Annotated in this window: 22 protein-coding genes; 20 read left to right on the forward strand and 2 right to left on the reverse strand. The window is 46.1% G+C overall.

The window, feature by feature from the left end:
• Window positions 1-7: 7 nt before the first annotated feature.
• The 19 genes from BV455_RS18385 (at window position 8) to BV455_RS18475 (ending at window position 16,531) form a co-directional block, all read left to right on the forward strand.
• Entirely contained in the window at window positions 8-529 is a 522-nt protein-coding gene (locus tag BV455_RS18385) for a hypothetical protein (protein WP_042407942.1), read from the forward strand.
• Window positions 530-590: 61 nt separating this feature from the next.
• Window positions 591-1,067 carry a glutathione peroxidase gene (locus BV455_RS18390; protein WP_017434155.1) on the forward strand — a complete coding sequence of 159 codons (477 nt, stop codon included), beginning with the start codon at window positions 591-593 and terminating at the stop codon, window positions 1,065-1,067.
• A 201-nt stretch (window positions 1,068-1,268) separates the two neighbouring features.
• The gene (locus BV455_RS18395; protein WP_218687531.1) at window positions 1,269-3,149 is read left to right on the forward strand and encodes an ABC-F family ATP-binding cassette domain-containing protein; all 1,881 of its coding nucleotides are present in this window, start codon (window positions 1,269-1,271) and stop codon (window positions 3,147-3,149) included.
• A gap of 18 nt (window positions 3,150-3,167) precedes the next feature.
• The gene (locus tag BV455_RS18400) at window positions 3,168-4,301 is read left to right on the forward strand and encodes a conserved virulence factor C family protein (RefSeq protein WP_042407945.1); all 1,134 of its coding nucleotides are present in this window, start codon (window positions 3,168-3,170) and stop codon (window positions 4,299-4,301) included.
• Between the two features lie 201 nt (window positions 4,302-4,502).
• Complete coding sequence (locus BV455_RS18405; RefSeq protein WP_017434152.1) at window positions 4,503-4,940, forward strand: BrxA/BrxB family bacilliredoxin; 438 nt, start codon at window positions 4,503-4,505, stop codon at window positions 4,938-4,940.
• Between the two features lie 102 nt (window positions 4,941-5,042).
• Entirely contained in the window at window positions 5,043-5,174 is a 132-nt protein-coding gene (locus BV455_RS18410; protein WP_017434151.1) for a YuzL family protein, read from the forward strand.
• Window positions 5,175-5,421: 247 nt separating this feature from the next.
• Entirely contained in the window at window positions 5,422-6,585 is a 1,164-nt protein-coding gene (locus tag BV455_RS18415; protein ID WP_017434150.1) for an LL-diaminopimelate aminotransferase, read from the forward strand.
• A 16-nt stretch (window positions 6,586-6,601) separates the two neighbouring features.
• Window positions 6,602-7,213, forward strand: coding sequence for a YpjP family protein (locus tag BV455_RS18420; RefSeq protein WP_017434149.1), 612 nt, complete (start codon window positions 6,602-6,604; stop codon window positions 7,211-7,213).
• 132 nt (window positions 7,214-7,345) lie between these two features.
• Window positions 7,346-8,053, forward strand: coding sequence for an anthrax toxin lethal factor-related metalloendopeptidase (locus tag BV455_RS18425; RefSeq protein ID WP_017434148.1), 708 nt, complete (start codon window positions 7,346-7,348; stop codon window positions 8,051-8,053).
• A 62-nt stretch (window positions 8,054-8,115) separates the two neighbouring features.
• Entirely contained in the window at window positions 8,116-8,910 is a 795-nt protein-coding gene (gene thyA, locus BV455_RS18430; RefSeq protein WP_017434147.1) for a thymidylate synthase, read from the forward strand.
• A gap of 12 nt (window positions 8,911-8,922) precedes the next feature.
• On the forward strand, window positions 8,923-9,411 hold the full coding sequence (locus BV455_RS18435) for a dihydrofolate reductase (RefSeq protein ID WP_042407947.1): 489 nt from the start codon (window positions 8,923-8,925) through the stop codon (window positions 9,409-9,411).
• A 107-nt stretch (window positions 9,412-9,518) separates the two neighbouring features.
• On the forward strand, window positions 9,519-9,959 hold the full coding sequence (locus BV455_RS18440) for a YndM family protein (protein ID WP_017434145.1): 441 nt from the start codon (window positions 9,519-9,521) through the stop codon (window positions 9,957-9,959).
• A 169-nt stretch (window positions 9,960-10,128) separates the two neighbouring features.
• Window positions 10,129-11,400, forward strand: a complete 1,272-nt coding sequence (gene ilvA, locus BV455_RS18445; protein ID WP_218687532.1) for a threonine ammonia-lyase IlvA — start codon at window positions 10,129-10,131, stop codon at window positions 11,398-11,400.
• Window positions 11,401-11,507: 107 nt separating this feature from the next.
• Window positions 11,508-11,759 carry a YpmP family protein gene (locus BV455_RS18450; RefSeq protein ID WP_042407952.1) on the forward strand — a complete coding sequence of 84 codons (252 nt, stop codon included), beginning with the start codon at window positions 11,508-11,510 and terminating at the stop codon, window positions 11,757-11,759.
• A gap of 141 nt (window positions 11,760-11,900) precedes the next feature.
• On the forward strand, window positions 11,901-13,469 hold the full coding sequence (locus tag BV455_RS18455) for an IS1182 family transposase (RefSeq protein ID WP_218687463.1): 1,569 nt from the start codon (window positions 11,901-11,903) through the stop codon (window positions 13,467-13,469).
• Between the two features lie 186 nt (window positions 13,470-13,655).
• Window positions 13,656-14,498 carry a DegV family protein gene (locus tag BV455_RS18460; protein ID WP_017434142.1) on the forward strand — a complete coding sequence of 281 codons (843 nt, stop codon included), beginning with the start codon at window positions 13,656-13,658 and terminating at the stop codon, window positions 14,496-14,498.
• Window positions 14,499-14,529: 31 nt separating this feature from the next.
• Window positions 14,530-15,096, forward strand: a complete 567-nt coding sequence (locus BV455_RS18465; RefSeq protein ID WP_042407956.1) for an SCO family protein — start codon at window positions 14,530-14,532, stop codon at window positions 15,094-15,096.
• Between the two features lie 71 nt (window positions 15,097-15,167).
• Window positions 15,168-15,959 (forward strand): SGNH/GDSL hydrolase family protein, encoded by a 792-nt coding sequence (locus BV455_RS18470; RefSeq protein ID WP_042407957.1) that lies wholly within the window; start codon window positions 15,168-15,170, stop codon window positions 15,957-15,959.
• Entirely contained in the window at window positions 15,956-16,531 is a 576-nt protein-coding gene (locus tag BV455_RS18475) for a YpmS family protein (protein ID WP_017434139.1), read from the forward strand. The genes BV455_RS18470 and BV455_RS18475 overlap by 4 nt, the downstream gene beginning before the upstream one ends.
• A 26-nt stretch (window positions 16,532-16,557) precedes the next feature.
• Here the strand turns inward: BV455_RS18475 and BV455_RS18480 are convergent, their stop codons facing one another.
• The gene (locus BV455_RS18480) at window positions 16,558-17,922 is read right to left on the reverse strand and encodes an RsmF rRNA methyltransferase first C-terminal domain-containing protein (RefSeq protein ID WP_042407960.1); all 1,365 of its coding nucleotides are present in this window, start codon (window positions 17,920-17,922) and stop codon (window positions 16,558-16,560) included.
• 96 nt (window positions 17,923-18,018) lie between these two features.
• On the reverse strand, window positions 18,019-18,612 hold the full coding sequence (plsY, locus tag BV455_RS18485) for a glycerol-3-phosphate 1-O-acyltransferase PlsY (protein WP_017434137.1): 594 nt from the start codon (window positions 18,610-18,612) through the stop codon (window positions 18,019-18,021).
• A gap of 193 nt (window positions 18,613-18,805) precedes the next feature.
• Between plsY and BV455_RS18490 the strand changes: the two genes are divergently transcribed.
• Window positions 18,806-19,231: an OsmC family protein gene (locus BV455_RS18490; RefSeq protein ID WP_017434136.1), complete on the forward strand. Its 426-nt coding sequence runs from the start codon at window positions 18,806-18,808 to the stop codon at window positions 19,229-19,231.
• The last annotated feature ends 3 nt before the right edge of the window (window positions 19,232-19,234 follow it).

The raw sequence follows: 19,234 nt of genomic DNA on the forward strand, positions 1-19,234 counted from the left end.
AGATGAGATGTTTGATCCAACAGCGTTTGACAATTTAAAGACGGTGCTCGAAGGTGCAGTGTACGATTTGGATTTAGAGGGAGAGATTGTAGTCATTGACCGGCATGACCTGGTCGATTTAGCTCATTTTTCACGAACGTATACCATTACTTTTGGCTTGGCGTCGGATCATACACCGCATGTATCTTGCACGATCCGCTTGGAAATGGATTTAGAGCAGATTGCCAAAGAGCTGCTTCGGCAGACGATTCGACCGGGCTGTACGCTTTCCATTACGTTTTCGTTACCGATTCGGCAAACAGCGGCATGTTTACATATAGAGAGGGTGTTGCGCCAAGTTTGGGGAAAGGAGCGCACCATCCGGCAAACGTTAAGCCATGAGTTTCTTCATGAAACACCTAGCTATCGCAATGAGGCAACGATCGAATTCGGCCGTTTGATTTATGAAGATAATGTCGCCGACCTAGAGGAAATGATCCCGTACATGATCGCTTCGCTCGAACAATTGCAGAAGTTTTCTGACAAGTAAAGAGCGCGGAAGTGGAAAAAGGGAGGAAAATCCATTATGATGGGAAGTGAGGTGAAGTGGGGTGAGTGTATACGATTTTACCGTGAAAACGATTCGCGGCAAAGAACAGTCATTAGCGGATTATAAAGGGAAAGTATTGCTGATTGTCAATACGGCAAGCAAATGCGGCTTTACCCCGCAATATAAAGAGCTGCAGGAGCTGTATGAGCAATACCGTGATCGCGGTTTTGTCGTTCTCGGCTTTCCGTGCAATCAATTTGGCCATCAAGAGCCGGGCACGGAAGAAGAGATTGAACAATTTTGCCAAGTCAATTACGGGGTTACCTTTCCGATGTTTGCCAAAGTCGATGTCAATGGCGAAAACGCCCATCCGCTTTTCCAGTATTTAAAGGAAAAAGCCTCAGGTGTGCTGGGAACAAAGGTAATTAAATGGAACTTTACGAAGTTTTTGGTTGATCGAAACGGAAATGTGGTCGCCCGTTTTGCTTCGCAGACGCGGCCGAGCGAGTTAAAAAGCGAAATTGAAAAACTGTTATAAAAAAGGAGAAAAACTGTCTTTCCACTGCGGAAGACGGTTTTTTGTCCATAGCGGAAGAAAGCGGAAGCGGTAAGCGATGGCGATTCGGCACATTTGGAAATAGAAAAGCAGTTATGGTTTTTCCTAGCGGTGCACAAGCGGGATATCACGCTCCGCCCATTCCGCGCCCGAAGAAACCGAAGCGAGAGTGGGATGATGGTCATGAAAATGTTAACAGTAGAAGGGATTTCGAAAAACTACGGAGAAAAAACGCTGTTTCAGCAATTGTCTTTTACAGTGAAAGAAGGGGAGCGCATCGGCATCATCGGCGTCAATGGCGCCGGAAAATCGACATTATTGCGCATCATTGCCGGTGTGGACGCGCCGGATGAAGGAAATATTGCCTATCCAAAAGATTTCACGATCGGCTATTTGCCGCAGCAGCCGGAACTTCGCCCTGATTTGACTGTGCTAGAGCAAGTATTTCAGCGCGATACGCCGCTGATTCGCCTGTTGCGCGATTATGAGCTGGCGCTCGCTGCGCTCGCCGAGCATCCGCTTGATGAAAAGCGTCAAGCGCGCTTGTATGCCCTCTCACAGCAAATGGATGCGCAAAATGCGTGGGATGCCAATGCCAACGCCAAAGCGATTTTAACAAAGCTGGGTATTCCAGACATGACGAAGCGAATCGGCGAGCTTTCCGGCGGACAAAAGCGGCGTGTCGCGCTGGCACAGGCTTTAATTGAAGCGCCCGATCTGCTTGTGCTTGATGAGCCGACGAACCACCTTGATGACGAGGCGATTCGCTGGCTCGAGGAATATTTGGTGCGCTATCAAGGGGCGGTATTGTTTGTCACGCACGACCGCTACTTTTTGGACCGCGTCACGAACCGCATCTTTGAGCTAGAAGGCGGCAAGCTATATACGTATGTTGGAAATTATGCGGCGTTTTTGGAAGCGAAAGCCCTTCGCGAAGAACAAGAGCGCACTGCTAGGCAAAAGCAGCGTCAGCTGTACCTTCGTGAGCTCGAATGGGTCAAACGTGGCGCCAAAGCGCGGACGACGAAGCAAAAGGCACGTTTGCAACGGTTTGCCCAGCTCGAAGCGTCGCTTGCGACGGAAAAAAGCGGACAGCTTGAGATGAAGCTGGGCGGCAGCCGGCTTGGCAAAAAAGTAGTCGAGCTGAAGCGAATCAGCCATTCGTTCGGCGGCAAGCCGCTTTTTCATTCCTTTGACCTGCTTGTCAAACCGGGTGACCGCATTGGCATTGTCGGGCCGAACGGCAGCGGCAAATCGACTTTGCTCAACATCATCGCCGGTCGGCTGCGGCCGAAGGAAGGAGAAGTGGAAATTGGCCCGACCGTGAAAATCGCTTATTATACACAAGAACAGGTGGAAATGGACGAACAAAAACGGGTCATCGAATATATTCGCGAAGCGGGCGAGGCAATACGCACCGTCGATGGAGAGACGATCTCCGCCGCGCAGTTGCTCGAGCAGTTTTTGTTTCCGATGCATATGCATGGAACGCTGATTCGCAAGCTGTCCGGCGGGGAAAAGCGCCGCTTATATTTGTTGCGCTTGTTGATGAGCGGGCCAAACGTGCTATTGCTCGATGAGCCGACAAACGATTTGGATACGCAAACGTTAACGGTTCTTGAAGATTATTTGCAGTCGTTTCCAGGTGTGGTGATAACCGTTTCCCACGACCGCTACTTTTTAGATAAAGTCGCCGAACAGCTTTTGATTTTAGATGGGAACGGCAACATCCGTACGTATATCGGCGAATATTCCGAATACTTGGAGGAACAGCGGCGACTGCCGCCAAAACGAGAAAAGCAAGCCGCAAAAGAAACGAAGCTGACAAGAAAACAGACGAAGCGCCGGCTGACGTACAAAGAACAAAAAGAATGGGAAGAAATTGAAACCAATATAGCCAAACTGGAAGAAGAATTGCAGCGGGTGGCCAAAGAAATGGAAAACTGTGCGAGCGACTATGAAAAAGTTCAGCAGCTTGCCGAGCAATACGAAACGCTTTCTGACGAGCTTGATGCGCTGTTAGAGCGGTGGGCCGAGCTGTCGGAGCTTATCGAGTCGTCATAAGCAAAGGAGGAAATAGAAATGAAAATTAAATCGATTGAACCGACGCCAAGTCCGAATACGATGAAAGTGCTCTTAGATGAGGAGCTGCCGTTTGGCACGAGCCATAACTATAAGCCGGACAATGTCGATACGGCGCCGCCTCTGATCCAAGAGCTGATGAAAATCGAAGGCGTTAAAGGGATTTACCATGTCGCTGACTTTTTGGCGATTGAGCGCAATCCCAAATACGATTGGAAAGGAATTTTGACAAAAGTTCGTGAAGTGTTCGGTGAAGATGTAGAAAGCGAGCAAGAGACGGCTAAAAAGCCAAACGAACATTTTGGCGAAGTAAAAGTATATGTGCAAATGCTTTACGGGCTGCCAATGCAGGTGAAATTGACGGACGGAGAGCGCGAGCACCGCGTCGGACTGCCGAAGCCGTTTGTCGATGCGGTGCTTGAAGCGCAAAAATATGCGGGTAATGTGGTGCTCGAGCGGAAGTGGGTGGAAAGAGGAGTTCGCTACGGCACGTTCGAAGAAATTGGAAACGAAATTGTTGAAGAGCTTTCCGCCGCCTATCCGCCGGAGCGGTTAGAGCGGATCGTGCAAATGTTCCGCCGCGGCGAGCAAGAAAAAACAGCGCAAAAACGACCGAACATGAAAGTAACGAAAGAAATGCTCGATGATCCGGATTGGCGGAAACGGTATGCGGCGCTAGAACAAATGGCAGAGCCGACAGAAGACGATATTCCGGTGCTGGCGAAAGCGCTGAAAGACGAAAAGGTGGCGATTCGCCGCTTGGCGACCGCGTATTTAGGAATGATCGGCGGCAAAAAAGTGTTGCCGTATTTGTATGAAGCGCTAAAAGATAAGTCGGTGTCCGTCCGCCGCACCGCGGGCGACTGTTTGTCTGATATCGGCGATCCGGAAGCGATTCCGGTGATGATAGAGGCACTGAAAGATCCAAGCAAGCTCGTTCGCTGGCGCGCTGCCATGTTTTTATATGAAGTCGGTGATGAATCGGCATTGCCGGCGTTAAAAGCGGCGGAAAACGATCCAGAATTTGAAGTAAGCATGCAAGTGAAAATGGCAATTGAGCGCATTGAAGGCGGCGAGGAAGCGAAAGGATCGGTTTGGAAACAGATGACGGAAAGCAGAAGAAAGGGCCAATAGTAAAACATGATAAAAATCGAAAAGGCTCGCTGCATACGATAACACCTTTTCTTTTTACGTCTTTGTCTATGGCAAAAATTTTATGTGAAATGTTTGCACTATTCATAACGTAATTACGTTCGTTTTAGTTATTTTGATTGATTTTTTAGGAACAAAATAGTATTCTGATGACAGCGAAAATGGTTTGGAGGGATTGTTGTTATGTCGATGGCTTACGAAGAATATATGCGCCAGCTTGTGCAGCCGATGCGCGACGAATTAGTGAACGCCGGATTCCGCGAACTGCGCACAAGTGAAGAAGTGGAACAATTTATGGAAAATGTCGAAGGCACAACCTTTGTCGTTGTGAACTCCGTTTGCGGATGTGCAGCAGGATTAGCGCGCCCAGCGGCAACGCAGGCGGTATTGCGCAGCGAGAAAAAACCGGATCATTTAGTGACGGTCTTTGCCGGCCAGGATAAAGAAGCGACGGCGAAAATGCGCGAATATTTTGTTGGCTACGCCCCTTCATCTCCGTCAATGGCGCTGTTAAAAGGAAAAGAAGTCGTCCACTTTATCCCGCGCGAAGAAATTGAATTTCAATCAATGGAAACTGTAATGGAAAACATTATGAATGCGTTTGAAAAGTATTGCGATTAAGGATGCTATCTAGCATCCTTTTTTTCATATAGATGATGGTAGATTTCGAAAGGGAATAGAAACAGGGAGGAAAGGGAACGTTAAAAGCGGAGGTGACGTAAGGTGGCAAAGCGGAAAAAAGATCCGTCGAAAACCGGGGTTAGTGCGCCAAACGTGAAAGGACAAGGAACAACGCAAACGGAAACTGGAGCGTATGAGCTCGATTCCGCCCGCAAAAAGACAAAAATTGATTAACAACAGAAAAACTCGCAGCCATCCTGCGAGTTTTTCTTATGCGTTGGCAATACAGCTGTAGATAAAATACAAAAGCGTAATAATGCTTGCAGCAAAAAAGACCGTATTCATATGATGTCTCCCGCCCTTCCCTCTATGTTTCTTTCCATAAAGTATGATACACTATTCATATACTCATAGTATATACCATTTCAAACAGAAAAAGAAAGCGGTTTTCCGCGACGCAAGTTGGGGGAGAGATCGGAACATGAAACTAGCTATGCGAATGAATGCTTTTTCTGCGTCTATTTTTGCCGAATTATCAGCATATAAACAGCAAAAACGCAGCGAAAACGACGACTTGATTGACTTAAGCATCGGCAGCCCTGATTTGCCGCCGCCGCCGTTTGTCATGGAATCGCTTAGCCGCTATGCCAACGATCCACAAGCGTACGGCTATACCTTAAAAGGAACAAGTGAATTTCATGAAGCGGTGGCATATTATTATCAAACTTCACACGGTGTCACGCTTTATCCGGAAACGGAAATTACGTATACAATCGGTTCGCAAGATGGGCTTGTTCATTTGCCGATGGCGTTTGCCGATCCGGGGGATATCATCCTCGTTCCGGATCCCGGCTATCCGGCGTATGTAGCAGGAATTGCGATGGCGGAAGCGGTTCCGTATTTCATGCCGCTTCGCAAGGAGAATAATTTCTTGCCAAATTTGCGGGAAATTCCGCACGAGATTGCGGAAAAAGCGGTGATGATGTTTATCAATTTTCCAGGCAATCCCGTTCCCGCACTGGCGACGGAAGCGTTTTTCCGCGAAGTGGTGGAGTTTGCTAAACGATATAACATTATTGTTGTTTCCGATTTTGCCTATAGCGAACTGTATTATGACGGTCAAAAGCCGATCAGCTTTTTATCAGTGCCTGGAGCAAAAGAAGTCGGCATTGAAATCAATTCATTATCGAAAAGCTACAATATGGCCGGCTGCCGCATCGGCTATATTTGCGGAAATGAAGAAATCATCCGCGTGTTTAGCAATTTTAAATCGAATTTGGATTACGGCATTTTTTTGCCGATTCAGAAGGCTGCGGTGATGGCATTAACAAAAGGAGCTTCTTTTTGTGAACAAAGCCGAGCTGTGTATCAGGCGCGCCGCGACTGCTTTATAGATGGTCTCGCTTCCATCGGCTGGCATGTCGATCGACCGAAAGCAGGGATGTTTGTTTGGGCGGAAATTCCAGAGGGATGGACATCGCTTGATTTTGCGTATGCGTTAATCGACCGCGCCGGTGTGGTCGTCACGCCTGGCCATGCGTTTGGACCAAGCGGAGAAGGCTATGTGCGCATCGCTCTTGTGCAAGAAGAAGACAAGCTGCTGCGGGCGGTAGAAAAGCTGAAGCAGAGCGGGATTTTTCACTAAAGAGAGGTGAAGAGGCGTGAAGCTACCAAAATGGCTGCGTAAAACGCTCGTTGTCGCGATCACCGCCTGTACGTTTGGTCTCGTTACCCCGCCGTCTTCCTTAATGGCGGCGGACGAACCGACTACGGATGATGCCCGGTCTTCTGATTGGCCACAAGGTGATCGCGGCCCACAAACCGCGTCCGTTGCGGCTGAATCGGCAGCGCAAGCTCTGCCCGTTACCCGTCAGCAATTTATCGAGCAGACGATGGAGAAAGCCGCTCGGCAATCGTACGAAAAGTTCGGGCGCAAAATCGCCCCCGTTATTGAAGACGAGTTTCGCGATGTGATTTTGCCGCGCATCGAGGAAGTGATTGCGTCGCTTGCCGAGCAATATCCGGAAGAACAGCTGCAGTATTTGGCGGTGACGGAAAACCCATCAGGCGGGATGGGGGAACGCATTTTTCATATTTACCGCGTTGATAACGGGGAGGATATTATCCGTTTCCATGTCAGACGCGAACACCCGCCGCAAGATGGGTATTGGTTTCAGTTTCATTACCATACGTACCATGACGGTTTCCAAGCCCATTATGAACTGGGAAAAATTTATTGGGATAAAAATACGCCGCCGCAATGGCGGACATGATCGGTTTTATGAACGTTTCTCGGTGATCCCGCTTCCTTATTTTACGCATTTGTCCCTGTTTTTGTATGTGTTATAATTTTAATAGAAAAAGAGATTTTCATATTTGTAGTAAAAGAAGCGGGGGAAAGGTTCATGAAACGGGTTCTTTTTTGGATCATAACGGTGCTGGCAATCGTTCCGCTTCTTTCACTTTCCCCTTATCCTGCCGCACACGGCGTTTTGCTTGATGACAGCAATATGGGCATAAAACATACAATGCCGTACGATATATTAAGAAAAATGGTCATTGTTCCGGAAACGAATTTTTCCCATAAAGAGGCGAAAACAATGATTGATACGCTGGCCCATATCGACCCATCCATATTGCAAAAAGCGGCAGATCATCATATTTACATTCAGCTGTTGAACGGGAAGATTACCGATGAACCGTCGGCGAGATATTTACGCGGGAAAACGCCGCGCGGATATTTGTCCTCTTCGGCAACGTGGGATGATGTTCCAGGGCTTGGCGGCTCGCATTTAGTGCTCGTTAGAATCGGTCACAGCGAGAAGGGAAAAGGGCACGGCTCGGTCAATTTGGAACTGCACGAGTTCGCTCATTCCATCGATTATATCGTGTTTAATCATATTCACGAGACTGCGGCTTTCCGTTCGATTTGGCAGGAAGAAGCAGCAAAACTGTTTCCGCATCATTATTATTTTCTTATGTATCCGGAAGAATATTTTGCTGAATCGTTTGCGTATTATTACTATAATGATGAGACACGCAGGCATTTGCAAATTGTCGCTCCCAAAACGTATCAGTTCATCCGCCATTTGGCCGAAAGAGCTCGTTTATGAGCTCTTTTTTCTGTTTCTGAATGAGACTCCTTTATGTTATGATAGAGCGTGAGGTGAGAACATTGCGTCAATACTTACAATTGCTAGAAGATATTTTAGAAAACGGGGTAGAAAAAGACGACCGTACTGGGGTCGGGACGTTATCTGTGTTCGGCCGTCAGCTGCGTTTTCATTTGCAAGAGGGCTTTCCGCTGCTAACAACTAAGAAGCTACATATCCGCTCGATTATTTACGAATTATTATGGTTTTTAAAAGGCGATACGAACGTTCGTTATTTGCAGGAAAACGGCGTGACCATCTGGGATGAGTGGGCTGACGAAAACGGGGATCTAGGTCCGATTTACGGAGCGCAGTGGCGGTCGTGGAAAGGGGCCGACGGCAAAACGGTGGATCAAATCAGCTGGGTCATTGAAGAAATAAAACGAAATCCGAATTCCCGACGCTTATTAGTAAGCGCCTGGAATGTGGCGGAGCTGGACGAGATGAAGCTTCCGCCTTGCCATTACGCGTTTCAATTTTATGTCGCCGACGGCAAGCTTTCCTGCATGTGGCAGCAGCGTTCCGTGGATACGTTTTTAGGCTTGCCGTTTAACATTGCCAGCTATGCGTTGTTGACGCATATGATCGCCCAGCAGTGCGATTTGGACGTCGGCGAATTGATTTTTAGCGGCGGCGATGTACATTTGTATAAAAATCATATGGAACAAGCGAAACTGCAGCTGACAAGAGAGCCGCGCCCGCTTCCGAAGCTGGTGATCAAGCGGAAGCCGGCATCGATTTTTGAATACGAATTTGACGATTTTGAAATTGTCGACTATGATCCTCATCCGCATATTAAAGCGCCGGTTGCAGTATAAAGGAGAGATACGATGATTTCGCACATTGTCGCCATGGATCAAAACCGCGTCATCGGCAAAGACAACCGCCTGCCATGGCATTTGCCGGCCGATTTAGCTTATTTTAAAAAAGTAACGATGGGTCACGCCATTGTGATGGGGCGTAAAACATTTGAATCGATTGGCCGGCCGCTTCCCGGCAGAGAAAATGTCATTGTCACTCGCAATCGTTCGTTTCAACCGGAAGGATGCAAAGTGTTGCACTCGATCGAGGAAGTGAAGCAGTTTGCCGCAAAATGCGATGATGAAGTGTTTGTCATCGGCGGCGCGGAGCTGTTTCGGGCGACGCTGCCGGTTGCCGACCGTCTTTACATTACGAAAATTGAGGCGAGTTTTCCGGGTGATACGTTTTATCCGGCTTTCAATGAGTCAGAGTGGCAGCTCGTTTCCTATACGAAAGGAATAAAAGATGAAAAAAATCCATATGATTATGCGTTTATCATTTATGAACGCAAACATTAACGTGTTTCGCCGTTTGGCGGGACACGTTTTTCTTTATGACCGAATAGAAGCAGCGCAAAAAAGGAACGATAACAGTAGTAAACAATGAGTGGAAATGGAGGAATACGATGAAACATATCGTTCCATTGGTGGTGAAATTCGTTGGCTGGAGCATCGCGCTGCTTTCCATCTTTGCGATTTTTAATGCCCCGTTGCTGCTGGTTTTGTTCATGGCGGCAGGAACCGCGCTCGCTTCTTATATTGTCGGCGATTTGCTGATTTTGCCCCGCTTTGGCAATTTTGTCGCTGTTATTGCCGATCTTCCGCTCTCGTTTTTGCTGATCTGGCTGGCAAGCTATGCGCTCATTGAACCAACGATGAACATGGCATACGCTTCCTTTTTCTGCACACTGGCCATCGGCGCCATTGAAGCATTTTTTCATTTGTTTATGGAAAACCATATTCTTGAAGAAGCGAGAAAGGAACAGGCGTACCGCTGGTATGACGAAGGGAGATGGGCGACGGAGTTTGCCGAGGAATATGAACGGGAGAAAGACGACCGCACATAAGACGGTCGTCTTTTTTTTTAGATGCAAAAAAATGCAGCAATACATCATCGTGCTGCCGCCAAGCATAAATGTTTTTATAAACTTTTTGAAAATTCCCTTTTCTTTTTTTTAATTTGTGATATAATTTACAAATTAAAAAAAACAACTTAGAAAGAAAGGGAAAGAAAGTATGGAACAACAACTGAAACGAAAACAAGGGACCGTTTACGTGGAAGACATTTTAATCGCTTATCATACGTTAAAAGACGTTGTCTATCATACTCCGCTGCAAAAAAATCCCCTATTGTCGGAACGATACGAATGCAACGTCTATTTAAAGCGCGAAGACTTGCAGGTGGTCCGTTCGTTTAAAATTCGCGGCGCTTACAATCGAATGAAGCATTTAAGCGCGGAAGAACGGAGAAAAGGGATCATTTGCGCGAGCGCGGGCAACCATGCGCAAGGGGTCGCGTATTCATGCCGGTCGCTCGGTGTGCATGGAAAAATATACATGCCGGCGACAACGCCGAGACAAAAAGTCTCGCAAGTGCAACTGTTTGGAAAAGATATGGTAGAAATTGTGTTAGTAGGCGATACGTTTGATGACTCCTTTAACGAGGCCATGAAGTGTGCGAAAGAAGAAGGCCGTACGTTCATTCATCCGTTTGATGATGAGTATGTCATCGCCGGACAAGGGACTATCGGCGTTGAAGTGCTCAATGACTGCGAAGAACCGATCGATTTTGTGTTTGCGAGCATCGGTGGCGGCGGATTGATGGCTGGGCTTGGTACATATATCAAGAGCATTTCCCCAGCCACCAATATTATCGGCGTCGAACCGGCAGGAGCCCCGTCGATGAAATCCGCACTTGAACAAGGCCGTGTTGTGACATTAGAGGAAATTGATAAATTTGTAGACGGGGCGGCGGTCAAAACGGTTGGTGAAAAAACGTTTGCCCTTTGCAAGGAAATCCTTGATGACATTGTTGTTGTCCCAGAAGGAAAAGTATGCACGACGATTTTGGAATTATATAATGAAAACGCGATTGTCGCGGAGCCGGCGGGGGCGCTTCCGATTGCGGCGCTCGACTTTTACAAAGAGAAAATCCGCGGCAAAACGGTCGTCTGCGTTATCAGCGGCGGCAACAATGATATTGACCGGATGCAGGAAATTAAAGAGCGGTCAATGATTTACGAAGGGCTGCAGCATTATTTTATCGTGAATTTTCCACAGCGCGCCGGCGCACTGCGCGAGTTTTTGGATGAAGTCTTAGGACCGACCGATGACATCACCCGCTTTGAATACACAAAGAAAAACAATAAAGAAAGCGGTCCGGCTTTGGTCGGCATCGAGCTAAAGCGCCGCGAAGATTACGCGCCGCTGATTGAACGGATGAAGAAAAAAGGCTTTCCGTTTCAAGAAGTGAATAAAGATCCGAAGTTATTCCACTTGCTCATTTAGAAAAAAAGCGCGAAAAAAGTCGGAAAGATTTCGCGCATTTCTGACATACTTTTTCACCGGTTTGGTGTATAATAAAAGTAAATCGGTGAAAAAAGAGGATTGATATTTTGTTATTCAAAAGCCTAGAGTTCAAAAACGCTTATGGGCAAAAGGTGAAGATTATCGAAATTCCAGTATTGGAGGAAGATAACACGTATCGATTTATGATTCAACTCCGTTTAGAAACGTTTATTGCCAAAGTATATCGATCCCCAAATGATCGTTCTGTGTATTCGTTTCGCGAATATTTGAAAAAAGTATTAAAATGGCCAGTGTACGAACAAATTTTTAAAACGAATGTATTAAAAAACAACGCGTAACACTTTCACAAGAGGATGTCCCAAAAGTGTTCGCATAGCGTTCGCTTTTGGGACACTTTTTTGGATAAAAAAGAAGAAAACCGTTCCTCTTTTGGTATAATAGAGTCACCACAACCCTACCAAAGAAAGGACGGTTTTCTTATGTACATTTATTATAACCGAGATCAACTCATTTTGCCAATGGATCTTGAAATTTTCATTCCCAAACATCATCTTTGCCGGATTGTGGATCTGGCAGTGGAAAAAATGGATCCGGCTCTGTTCGTTTCCCTCTATCCTGGCGGAGGGCGTCCAGCCTATCATCCGAAAATGATGTTGAAAGTCATCCTGTATGCCTACGCCAATCGGATCTACTCCTCTCGCCAAATCGCCAAGCAGTTGAAAGAAAACATTTACTTTATGTGGCTATCCGGCCATCAAACACCGGATTTTCGCACGATCAACCGATTTCGGTCGGAACGGATGAAGGACATCATTTACGAAACGTTTTTCTCCATTGTCGATCTTCTGCGTCAAGAAGGGTTGGTCAAGTTAGAGGATTATTTTCTGGATGGAACGAAAATCGAGGCCAATGCCAACCGATATACATTCGTTTGGCGCAAATCAACGGAAAAGTACGATCAGAAACTGGAGGAGAAATTCCGGAAAATCGTTGCCTCGATCGAACAGGTGACGAAAGAAGATGAAGAGGCGGAACAAGAGGGGGATTTTCAAGAAAAGCTGGAAGCTTCACCGATCACGTCCGAAAGGATCGAAGCCGTCATCGAACAAGTGGAAGAGCGCCTAAAGAAAGAGCCGAAGAATCGTACGTTAAAGAAAGCCAAACGGCAATTGGAACAAGATCTTCTCCCCCGTAAGAAAAAATATGAAGAATACAAAGAAAGATTAGGCGAACGGAACAGTTTTTCGAAAACGGATCCGGATGCCACGTTTATGCGGATGAAGGACGACCATATGAAAAATGGCCAGCTCAAACCGGGGTACAATGTGCAGATTGGGACAGAGAACCAATTCATCACTGGATTTAGCGTGCATCAACGGGCAGGGGATGCCGGATGTTTCATTCCGCATTTGGAGCAATTGGCCGCCTATGGGCGTCCAATGCCTAAACAAGCCATTGCGGATTCCGCCTATGGGAGTGAGGAGAACTACACGTACTGTGAGAAAAAGAAGATAGTCGCCCTGATCAAGTACAACACGTTAGATCGGGAACAAACGAAAGCGTGGGCGAAGGAGATCGGCCGAATCGAGAACATGACGTATGATGAGGAGCTGGATGAGTGGATTTGCGCTAAAGGGGAACGGTTGGTGTTTGTGTATGAACGGAAGGAAACGACCGACAACGGGTACGTTACCGTCAAACGGACGTATCGTTGTACGGCTTGTGCCGGATGTCCGTTTCAGGCGACATGCGCCAAAGGCAAAGACACGAAAACCATCCGCGTTTCCTTGAAAAATCAACAACAACGGCAAGAGATCCGTAAACGGCTGTCCACGGAAGAAGGGGCGGCGACGTACCGAAAACGACAAATCGAAAACGAGCCGGTGTTTGGGCAAATCAAGCACAACCAGCAATTTCAGCGCTTTTTGTTAAGAGGGCTCCCAAAAATTACCTTGGAATGGGGGCTTATTTGTGCTGCTCACAATTTGAGAAAGTGGGCGGCCACAACCGATCCAACAAAGAAAAAACAGGATAAAATTCAGAAATAAGGAGAAATTCCTGCTTCAAAAAAGGAATAAATAACCAAATAGTAAAGAAAAGAAACAGAGGCTGTCCCCAAAAGGTCGGTTTAACGACCTTTTGAGACAGCCTCTTTTTTCTTTGGTGGTTTTGTATAGGAATTTTTCTCATTTCATTATATAATTGTACAGAAAGCTATATTTAGGAGTGAATGCATGAAAAACGTAAAAATTGTAACCGACTCGACGGTGGATTTATCGAAAGAGGTGCTCGAGGAACACGGAATTGAAGTCGTCCCGCTTCATTTTACGATTGACGGGGAAGCGTTGATCGACCGCGTCACGATTACGCCTGATGAGTTTATGAAAAAAATGAAAGCGGCAAAGGAGCTGCCGAAAAGCTCGCAGCCTTCTGCCGGTGAGTTTCTTTGCGCCTACGATCGTCTTGGCGAGGATGGAAGCGAAGTCCTTTCCATTCATATGTCTGGCGAGCTAAGCGGCACAGTCCGCTCCGCCCAGCATGCCGCGAACATGTCCAAAGCGAACGTGACCGTCGTCGACTCCCAGTTTATTTCGTGTGCGTTAGGCTTTCAAGTGCTGGAAGCGGCGCAATTGGCAAAAGAGGGAAAAAGCGTAGCGGACATTGTCAGCCGCCTGCAAAACGTTCGCCGTCATACCCGATTATACGTCATGCTTGATACGCTCGAAAATCTTGTAAAAGGCGGGAGAGTTGGCCGTGGGAAGGCGCTGGTCGGTTCGCTTTTAAATATTAAACCGATCGCCGCGCTGGACGATGGCATGTATACGCCGATCACGAACGTGCGCAGTTATTCACAAGCCGTTAAATATTTGACGAATCAATTGATTTCAGATATTGCGAACAAAACGGTGCGGAGGGTGGCGATTGCTCATTCTGATGCGCTCGCTTTAGCGGAACGGCTGAAACAATCGATTATCGGGGCGATAGGATATCAGCACCTTGATATCGTTCAGACGACACCGGTCATTTCGATTCATACCGGAGCGGGAGCGGTTGGGCTTATGTATTATACCGACTAAGATATGGAATAGAAGATGGGGGCACGAAAAGATGAAAAGAATGCTGCTTCTTCTTGCTATCGTTCTGCTTGCTGCCTGCGGAAAAACGATTCCCGATGCCAAAAACTGGCCAGTTAGTAGTTTTACGTTTACGGACCAAAATGGGAAGCCATTTGGTTTAAAAGATTTAAAAGGGAAAGTATGGGTTGCCGACTTTATTTTTACAAATTGTGAAACGGTTTGTCCGCCAATGACAGCCCATATGGCCAAGTTACAAAAGAAGGCGAAAGAAAAAGGGCTCGATGTTGAATTTGTCTCATTTAGTGTGGATCCAGAAGTAGATACACCGGAAAAGTTAAAAGAGTATGTGAAAAAATTTGACGGTGATTTATCAAACTGGCATTTGCTTACAGGATACAGCCAGCCAGAAATTGAGAAATTTGCCGAGAAAAATTTTAAAACGATTGTAAAAAAACCGGAAAATGAGGATCAAGTGATCCATGGAACAGAGTTTTATCTTGTTGACCAAAACGGTACCATTGTTCAAACTTATAGTGGAGTGCAAGATGTTCCGTATGAAAAGATTTTAGAGCATATCGAAATTTTGCAGTCGTCCTGAAGGGCAAAAATGTAGGCGCATTTTTGCCTTTTCGTGTTTTCTCTGTTTGCGGCATAAGGTAGGTGTAGATCATGAAAAAATGGGGATTGCTTTTTTTATTATTGTTCTATTGCGCCGGCTGTTCTTCGCAGCAGGCAATCAATGCCAGCTTGCCTGAACGGCAAATAAAGCTAGCACCGCGTATGGTTGCCAATGATTTTTTTCCAAAAGATATCCGCGTGCTCGCTCTTGGCGATTCATTAACGGAAGGAATAGGGGATCGCGAACAAAAAGGCGGATATATTTCGCGCTTGCGCCAACAATTATTACAGCATAAAGGGGTGCGGACGATTACGGTCGTCAATTTAGGAAAACGGGGATTGCGGATTAGCCAGCTTGACGACGTCGTCCATCAACATATAGAAGCAGTAGAACAAGCTGATTTGATTTTCATTACGATCGGCGGCAATGACATGATGAAAATTGTCCGTTCCCATTTTTTTGACTTATCATATGAACTGTTTGCTAAAGAGCAAAAACGGTTTGCCGCTCGGTTGGATCATTTATTGGCTACGATTCGCGCCGCCAATCGACATGCCACCATTGTTCTTATCGGGTTGTATAATCCATTTTCGAGCTCGCTGTCCAATGTTCCGGAAATTGACGATGTCATTGAGCTATGGAATAACGGCAGCAAAGAAGTATTAAAACGTTATGACCGTACAATATTTGTAAACGTGAAAGATTTATTTGACAACCGTGATGATATGTTATACAGCGATCAGTTCCATCCGAATGAAATCGGCTATGAACAAATGGCAAGACGAGTATATGACGAGCTGACAAAACATGAAGAGATGTGGCTAAGGAGATCGGAACAATGAATTGGAAAAAGTGGTTTTGGGCATTAGTGATATTGGACATTGCCGTTGTCGTGCTGCTTGCGGCGTGGCTGTTTCAGCCGGCTAAGCCGATTTCGGTGCCGCCGCCGAAAAAAGCAAAAGGGGCGACATTTACGGTATATTCGCACAAAGAACATTTGAATACGGTAATCAATGATTATATTCGCAAAAAGACAAAAGATCATCCGCTGCAATATCGCGTCTGGCTTGATGACCGCGTGTATGTGGCAAGCAAGCTTCCGGTATTCGGCCGGGAGCTTGACCTCGTCGTTTCCTTTATTCCAAAAGTGGTTAAAGGTGGAAATGTGGAGCTGCAACGTCCGGAAATATCACTGGGAGAGTGGGAGCTTCCCGTCACCTATGTCTTAAAATATTTGCGAAAACATGCGCCGCTGCCGGATGAAGTGATCATTGACCCAGTGGCAAACCGCGTTTATGTGGCGCTCACCGATATTCGTTTCGGCAACGGTTATCAAGTTTCCGCCCGGAAAATGGATTTGGCAAAAGATGAAATTGTATTCACGTTGACCATTCCGACATCGGCAAAACAATAAGGGCCGCTGATCAGCGCGCCCTTTTTCTACATCATTCGTAATCCTTTCGGATAAAAGTTTTTCAGCATACCTTTTACTTCTTTTCCCCAGCCGAGCGGATAGCCATCAACGGTCACAAGCAGCCAGCCGCGGTCTTCTCCCGTCTGGATCGTTTCCCCGCGCAAATATTTTAGACATTCGACGCTGTCGCTTGACAAGTCAAGGGAGTAACGAACTTCTTGCGGCTTTAGCGATAAGGCAAGCGCGTGGTTTGGCTCAAACCGTTGCTTTTTCGCTTCTCCTAAGTGCAGTCCTACCCGTACCACTTTTAGGCCATCGAAATTCGGACAGTGATCAGGCAAGGCGAAAAGATGATGTTGAAAAGCATACAACGGTTTGGTGATTTCTATCTGTAACACTTTCTGTTCAAACTGTCGATAATCGCGAATCATTTGTTTGGAGACGTTCGATTTGGCATAACGCCCATTCCATGAAGGAGAGGGGCCTGTTTTTTTTATTTTCGCGACAAAATGGCCTTCTCCTTTTAACGAATGTGGCCATAGCCGGGCCGTTCGTTCTATTTCCTCCAAGTTCGTGTTCGTCCATTCCGGTCTTCCTGGCTGAATGCCATGAACTTTTTCAATCGATAGCAATTCAAGATCATCATATGTTTGTAAAAAAGCTTCTATTGTCTGTTCGTTTTCTTCGGGAGAAAACGTGCAAGTGGAATAAACGAGAATGCCTCCTTCTTTTAACATCTCATAGGCGTATTGCAAAATATGCTGTTGTTTGATGGCGCATTGTTCGACGTACGCCTGGCTCCAATATCGAACGGCTTTCTCGTCTTTTCGGAACATGCCTTCCCCCGAGCATGGAGCGTCTACTAAAATTTTGTCAAAAAACCCAGGGAAATATTTCGCGAGCTTTTCCGGTGTTTCATTCGTAACAAGCGCGTTTGTAACGCCCAACCGCTCGATATTTACCGAAAGTGCTTTGGCGCGTTTCGGATGAATTTCATTGGCGATAATCAGCCCTTGATTTTTCATCATTGCCGCAAGCTGAGTCGTTTTTCCGCCAGGTGCGGCACAAAGGTCAAGAACCGTTTCCCCCGGATTCGGTTTTAACACCTCAGCCACAAACATCGCGCTCGGTTCTTGGATATAATAGAGCCCTGCCGCATGATACGGATGCTTTCCAGGTTGTTCGTCTGCATCATAATAAAAGCCGGTAGGGCAAAACGGAACGGGGGAAAGTGCAAACGGGACGATCGTTAAAAATGCTTCTCGGTCGATTTTCAACGGATTGAACCGTAACCCGTTTGCTTTTTCTTCCCGATAGGTGGAAAAAAAACGAGAAGCTTCATCTTTTAACAGCCTCTCCATTTTTTCGATGAATTCGCTTGGTAATTTCAATGATCAAACTCCTTTCCTGTCCGATCAAATGGCTTGTTTTTATTATACACTTGATCAAGTGTTCGATAAACGATGTTTCAAAATGACGCGATGGTGCTATTTTCCGCCTAACCATTTGATTTTTGGTTCCGTTTTGTTGATAATGCGTTTTATATTCGCGCGGTGACGGTAAAAGATAAACGCCGTTAATAACAATACTGCGATCATTAGCGGAATATCATCAGTAAAGAAGATCGTATAAATAACAGCATATACCCCGGCTAACATCGAAGATAATGAAACATATTTGGAAATATACAAAACAATGAAAAAGACAATAAGAAGGGAAACGAATAAAAGCGGTGAATAAAACAGCATCACCCCTGCTGATGTAGCAACCGCTTTTCCGCCGCGAAATTTAGCAAAGATCGGATAGATATGCCCGAGAACCGCGCACACTCCTGCCAAAAGCGGATGTACGTGAACGGAAAATAATACAGGTAAGCTTGCTGCTAATGTTCCTTTCAAAATATCTCCGCATGTGACCATAATCCCCGCTTTTACGCCAAGCACACGAAATGTATTTGTCCCTCCTAGGTTTCCGCTTCCATGCTCGCGAATATCGACTCCGTATCCTATTTTTCCAACAAGGAGCGCAAACGGAATCGACCCAAGAAGGTAAGCTGCGATCAAAATGAGTGCTTTTTCCATCAATCTCCCTACACCCTTTACTCATCAAATTTGTGCATGTTTTTATTTTATCATGCATGAAAAAAAACGGTAGATAGAAAAATAGAATATGTATACGAAAAGATATTTTTTTTGCATTTATTTTTTTGGCAAAGTAAACTGAATAGTAACATCATTTATTTCACCGCTGGAGCAAAAAGAGGAGGAAGAAAAAGTGAAAGCGAAAGTGACGTGGAATGGGCAAATGTCATTTACAGGGATGAGCGCTTCGGGAGTGGAAATCCCGATGGATGCCTCCAAAGAAGCAGGGGGGCAAGATTCTGGAGCGAGACCGATGGAATTGATTTTACATGGGCTTGCCGGATGTACGGGAATTGACATTATATCGATCTTGACAAAAATGCGACTTGAGGTTCGTTCGTTTTATATGGAAGTGGAAGGAACCCGTGCGGACGATCATCCGAAACGGTTTACGGATATTCACATTCATTATGTGTTAGAAGGGGATTTGCCAGAGGACAAAGTCGTCCGCGCCATTCAATTGTCTAAAGAGAAGTACTGCTCTGTATCCCATTCGTTAAATGCCGACATTACGGCAAGCTACTCGATTAATGGTGTGAAAGGGGAAAAACAGTTGTAAAAA

The organism is Parageobacillus caldoxylosilyticus, assembly GCF_019272935.1.
Lineage (GTDB): Bacteria > Bacillota > Bacilli > Bacillales > Anoxybacillaceae > Saccharococcus > Saccharococcus caldoxylosilyticus.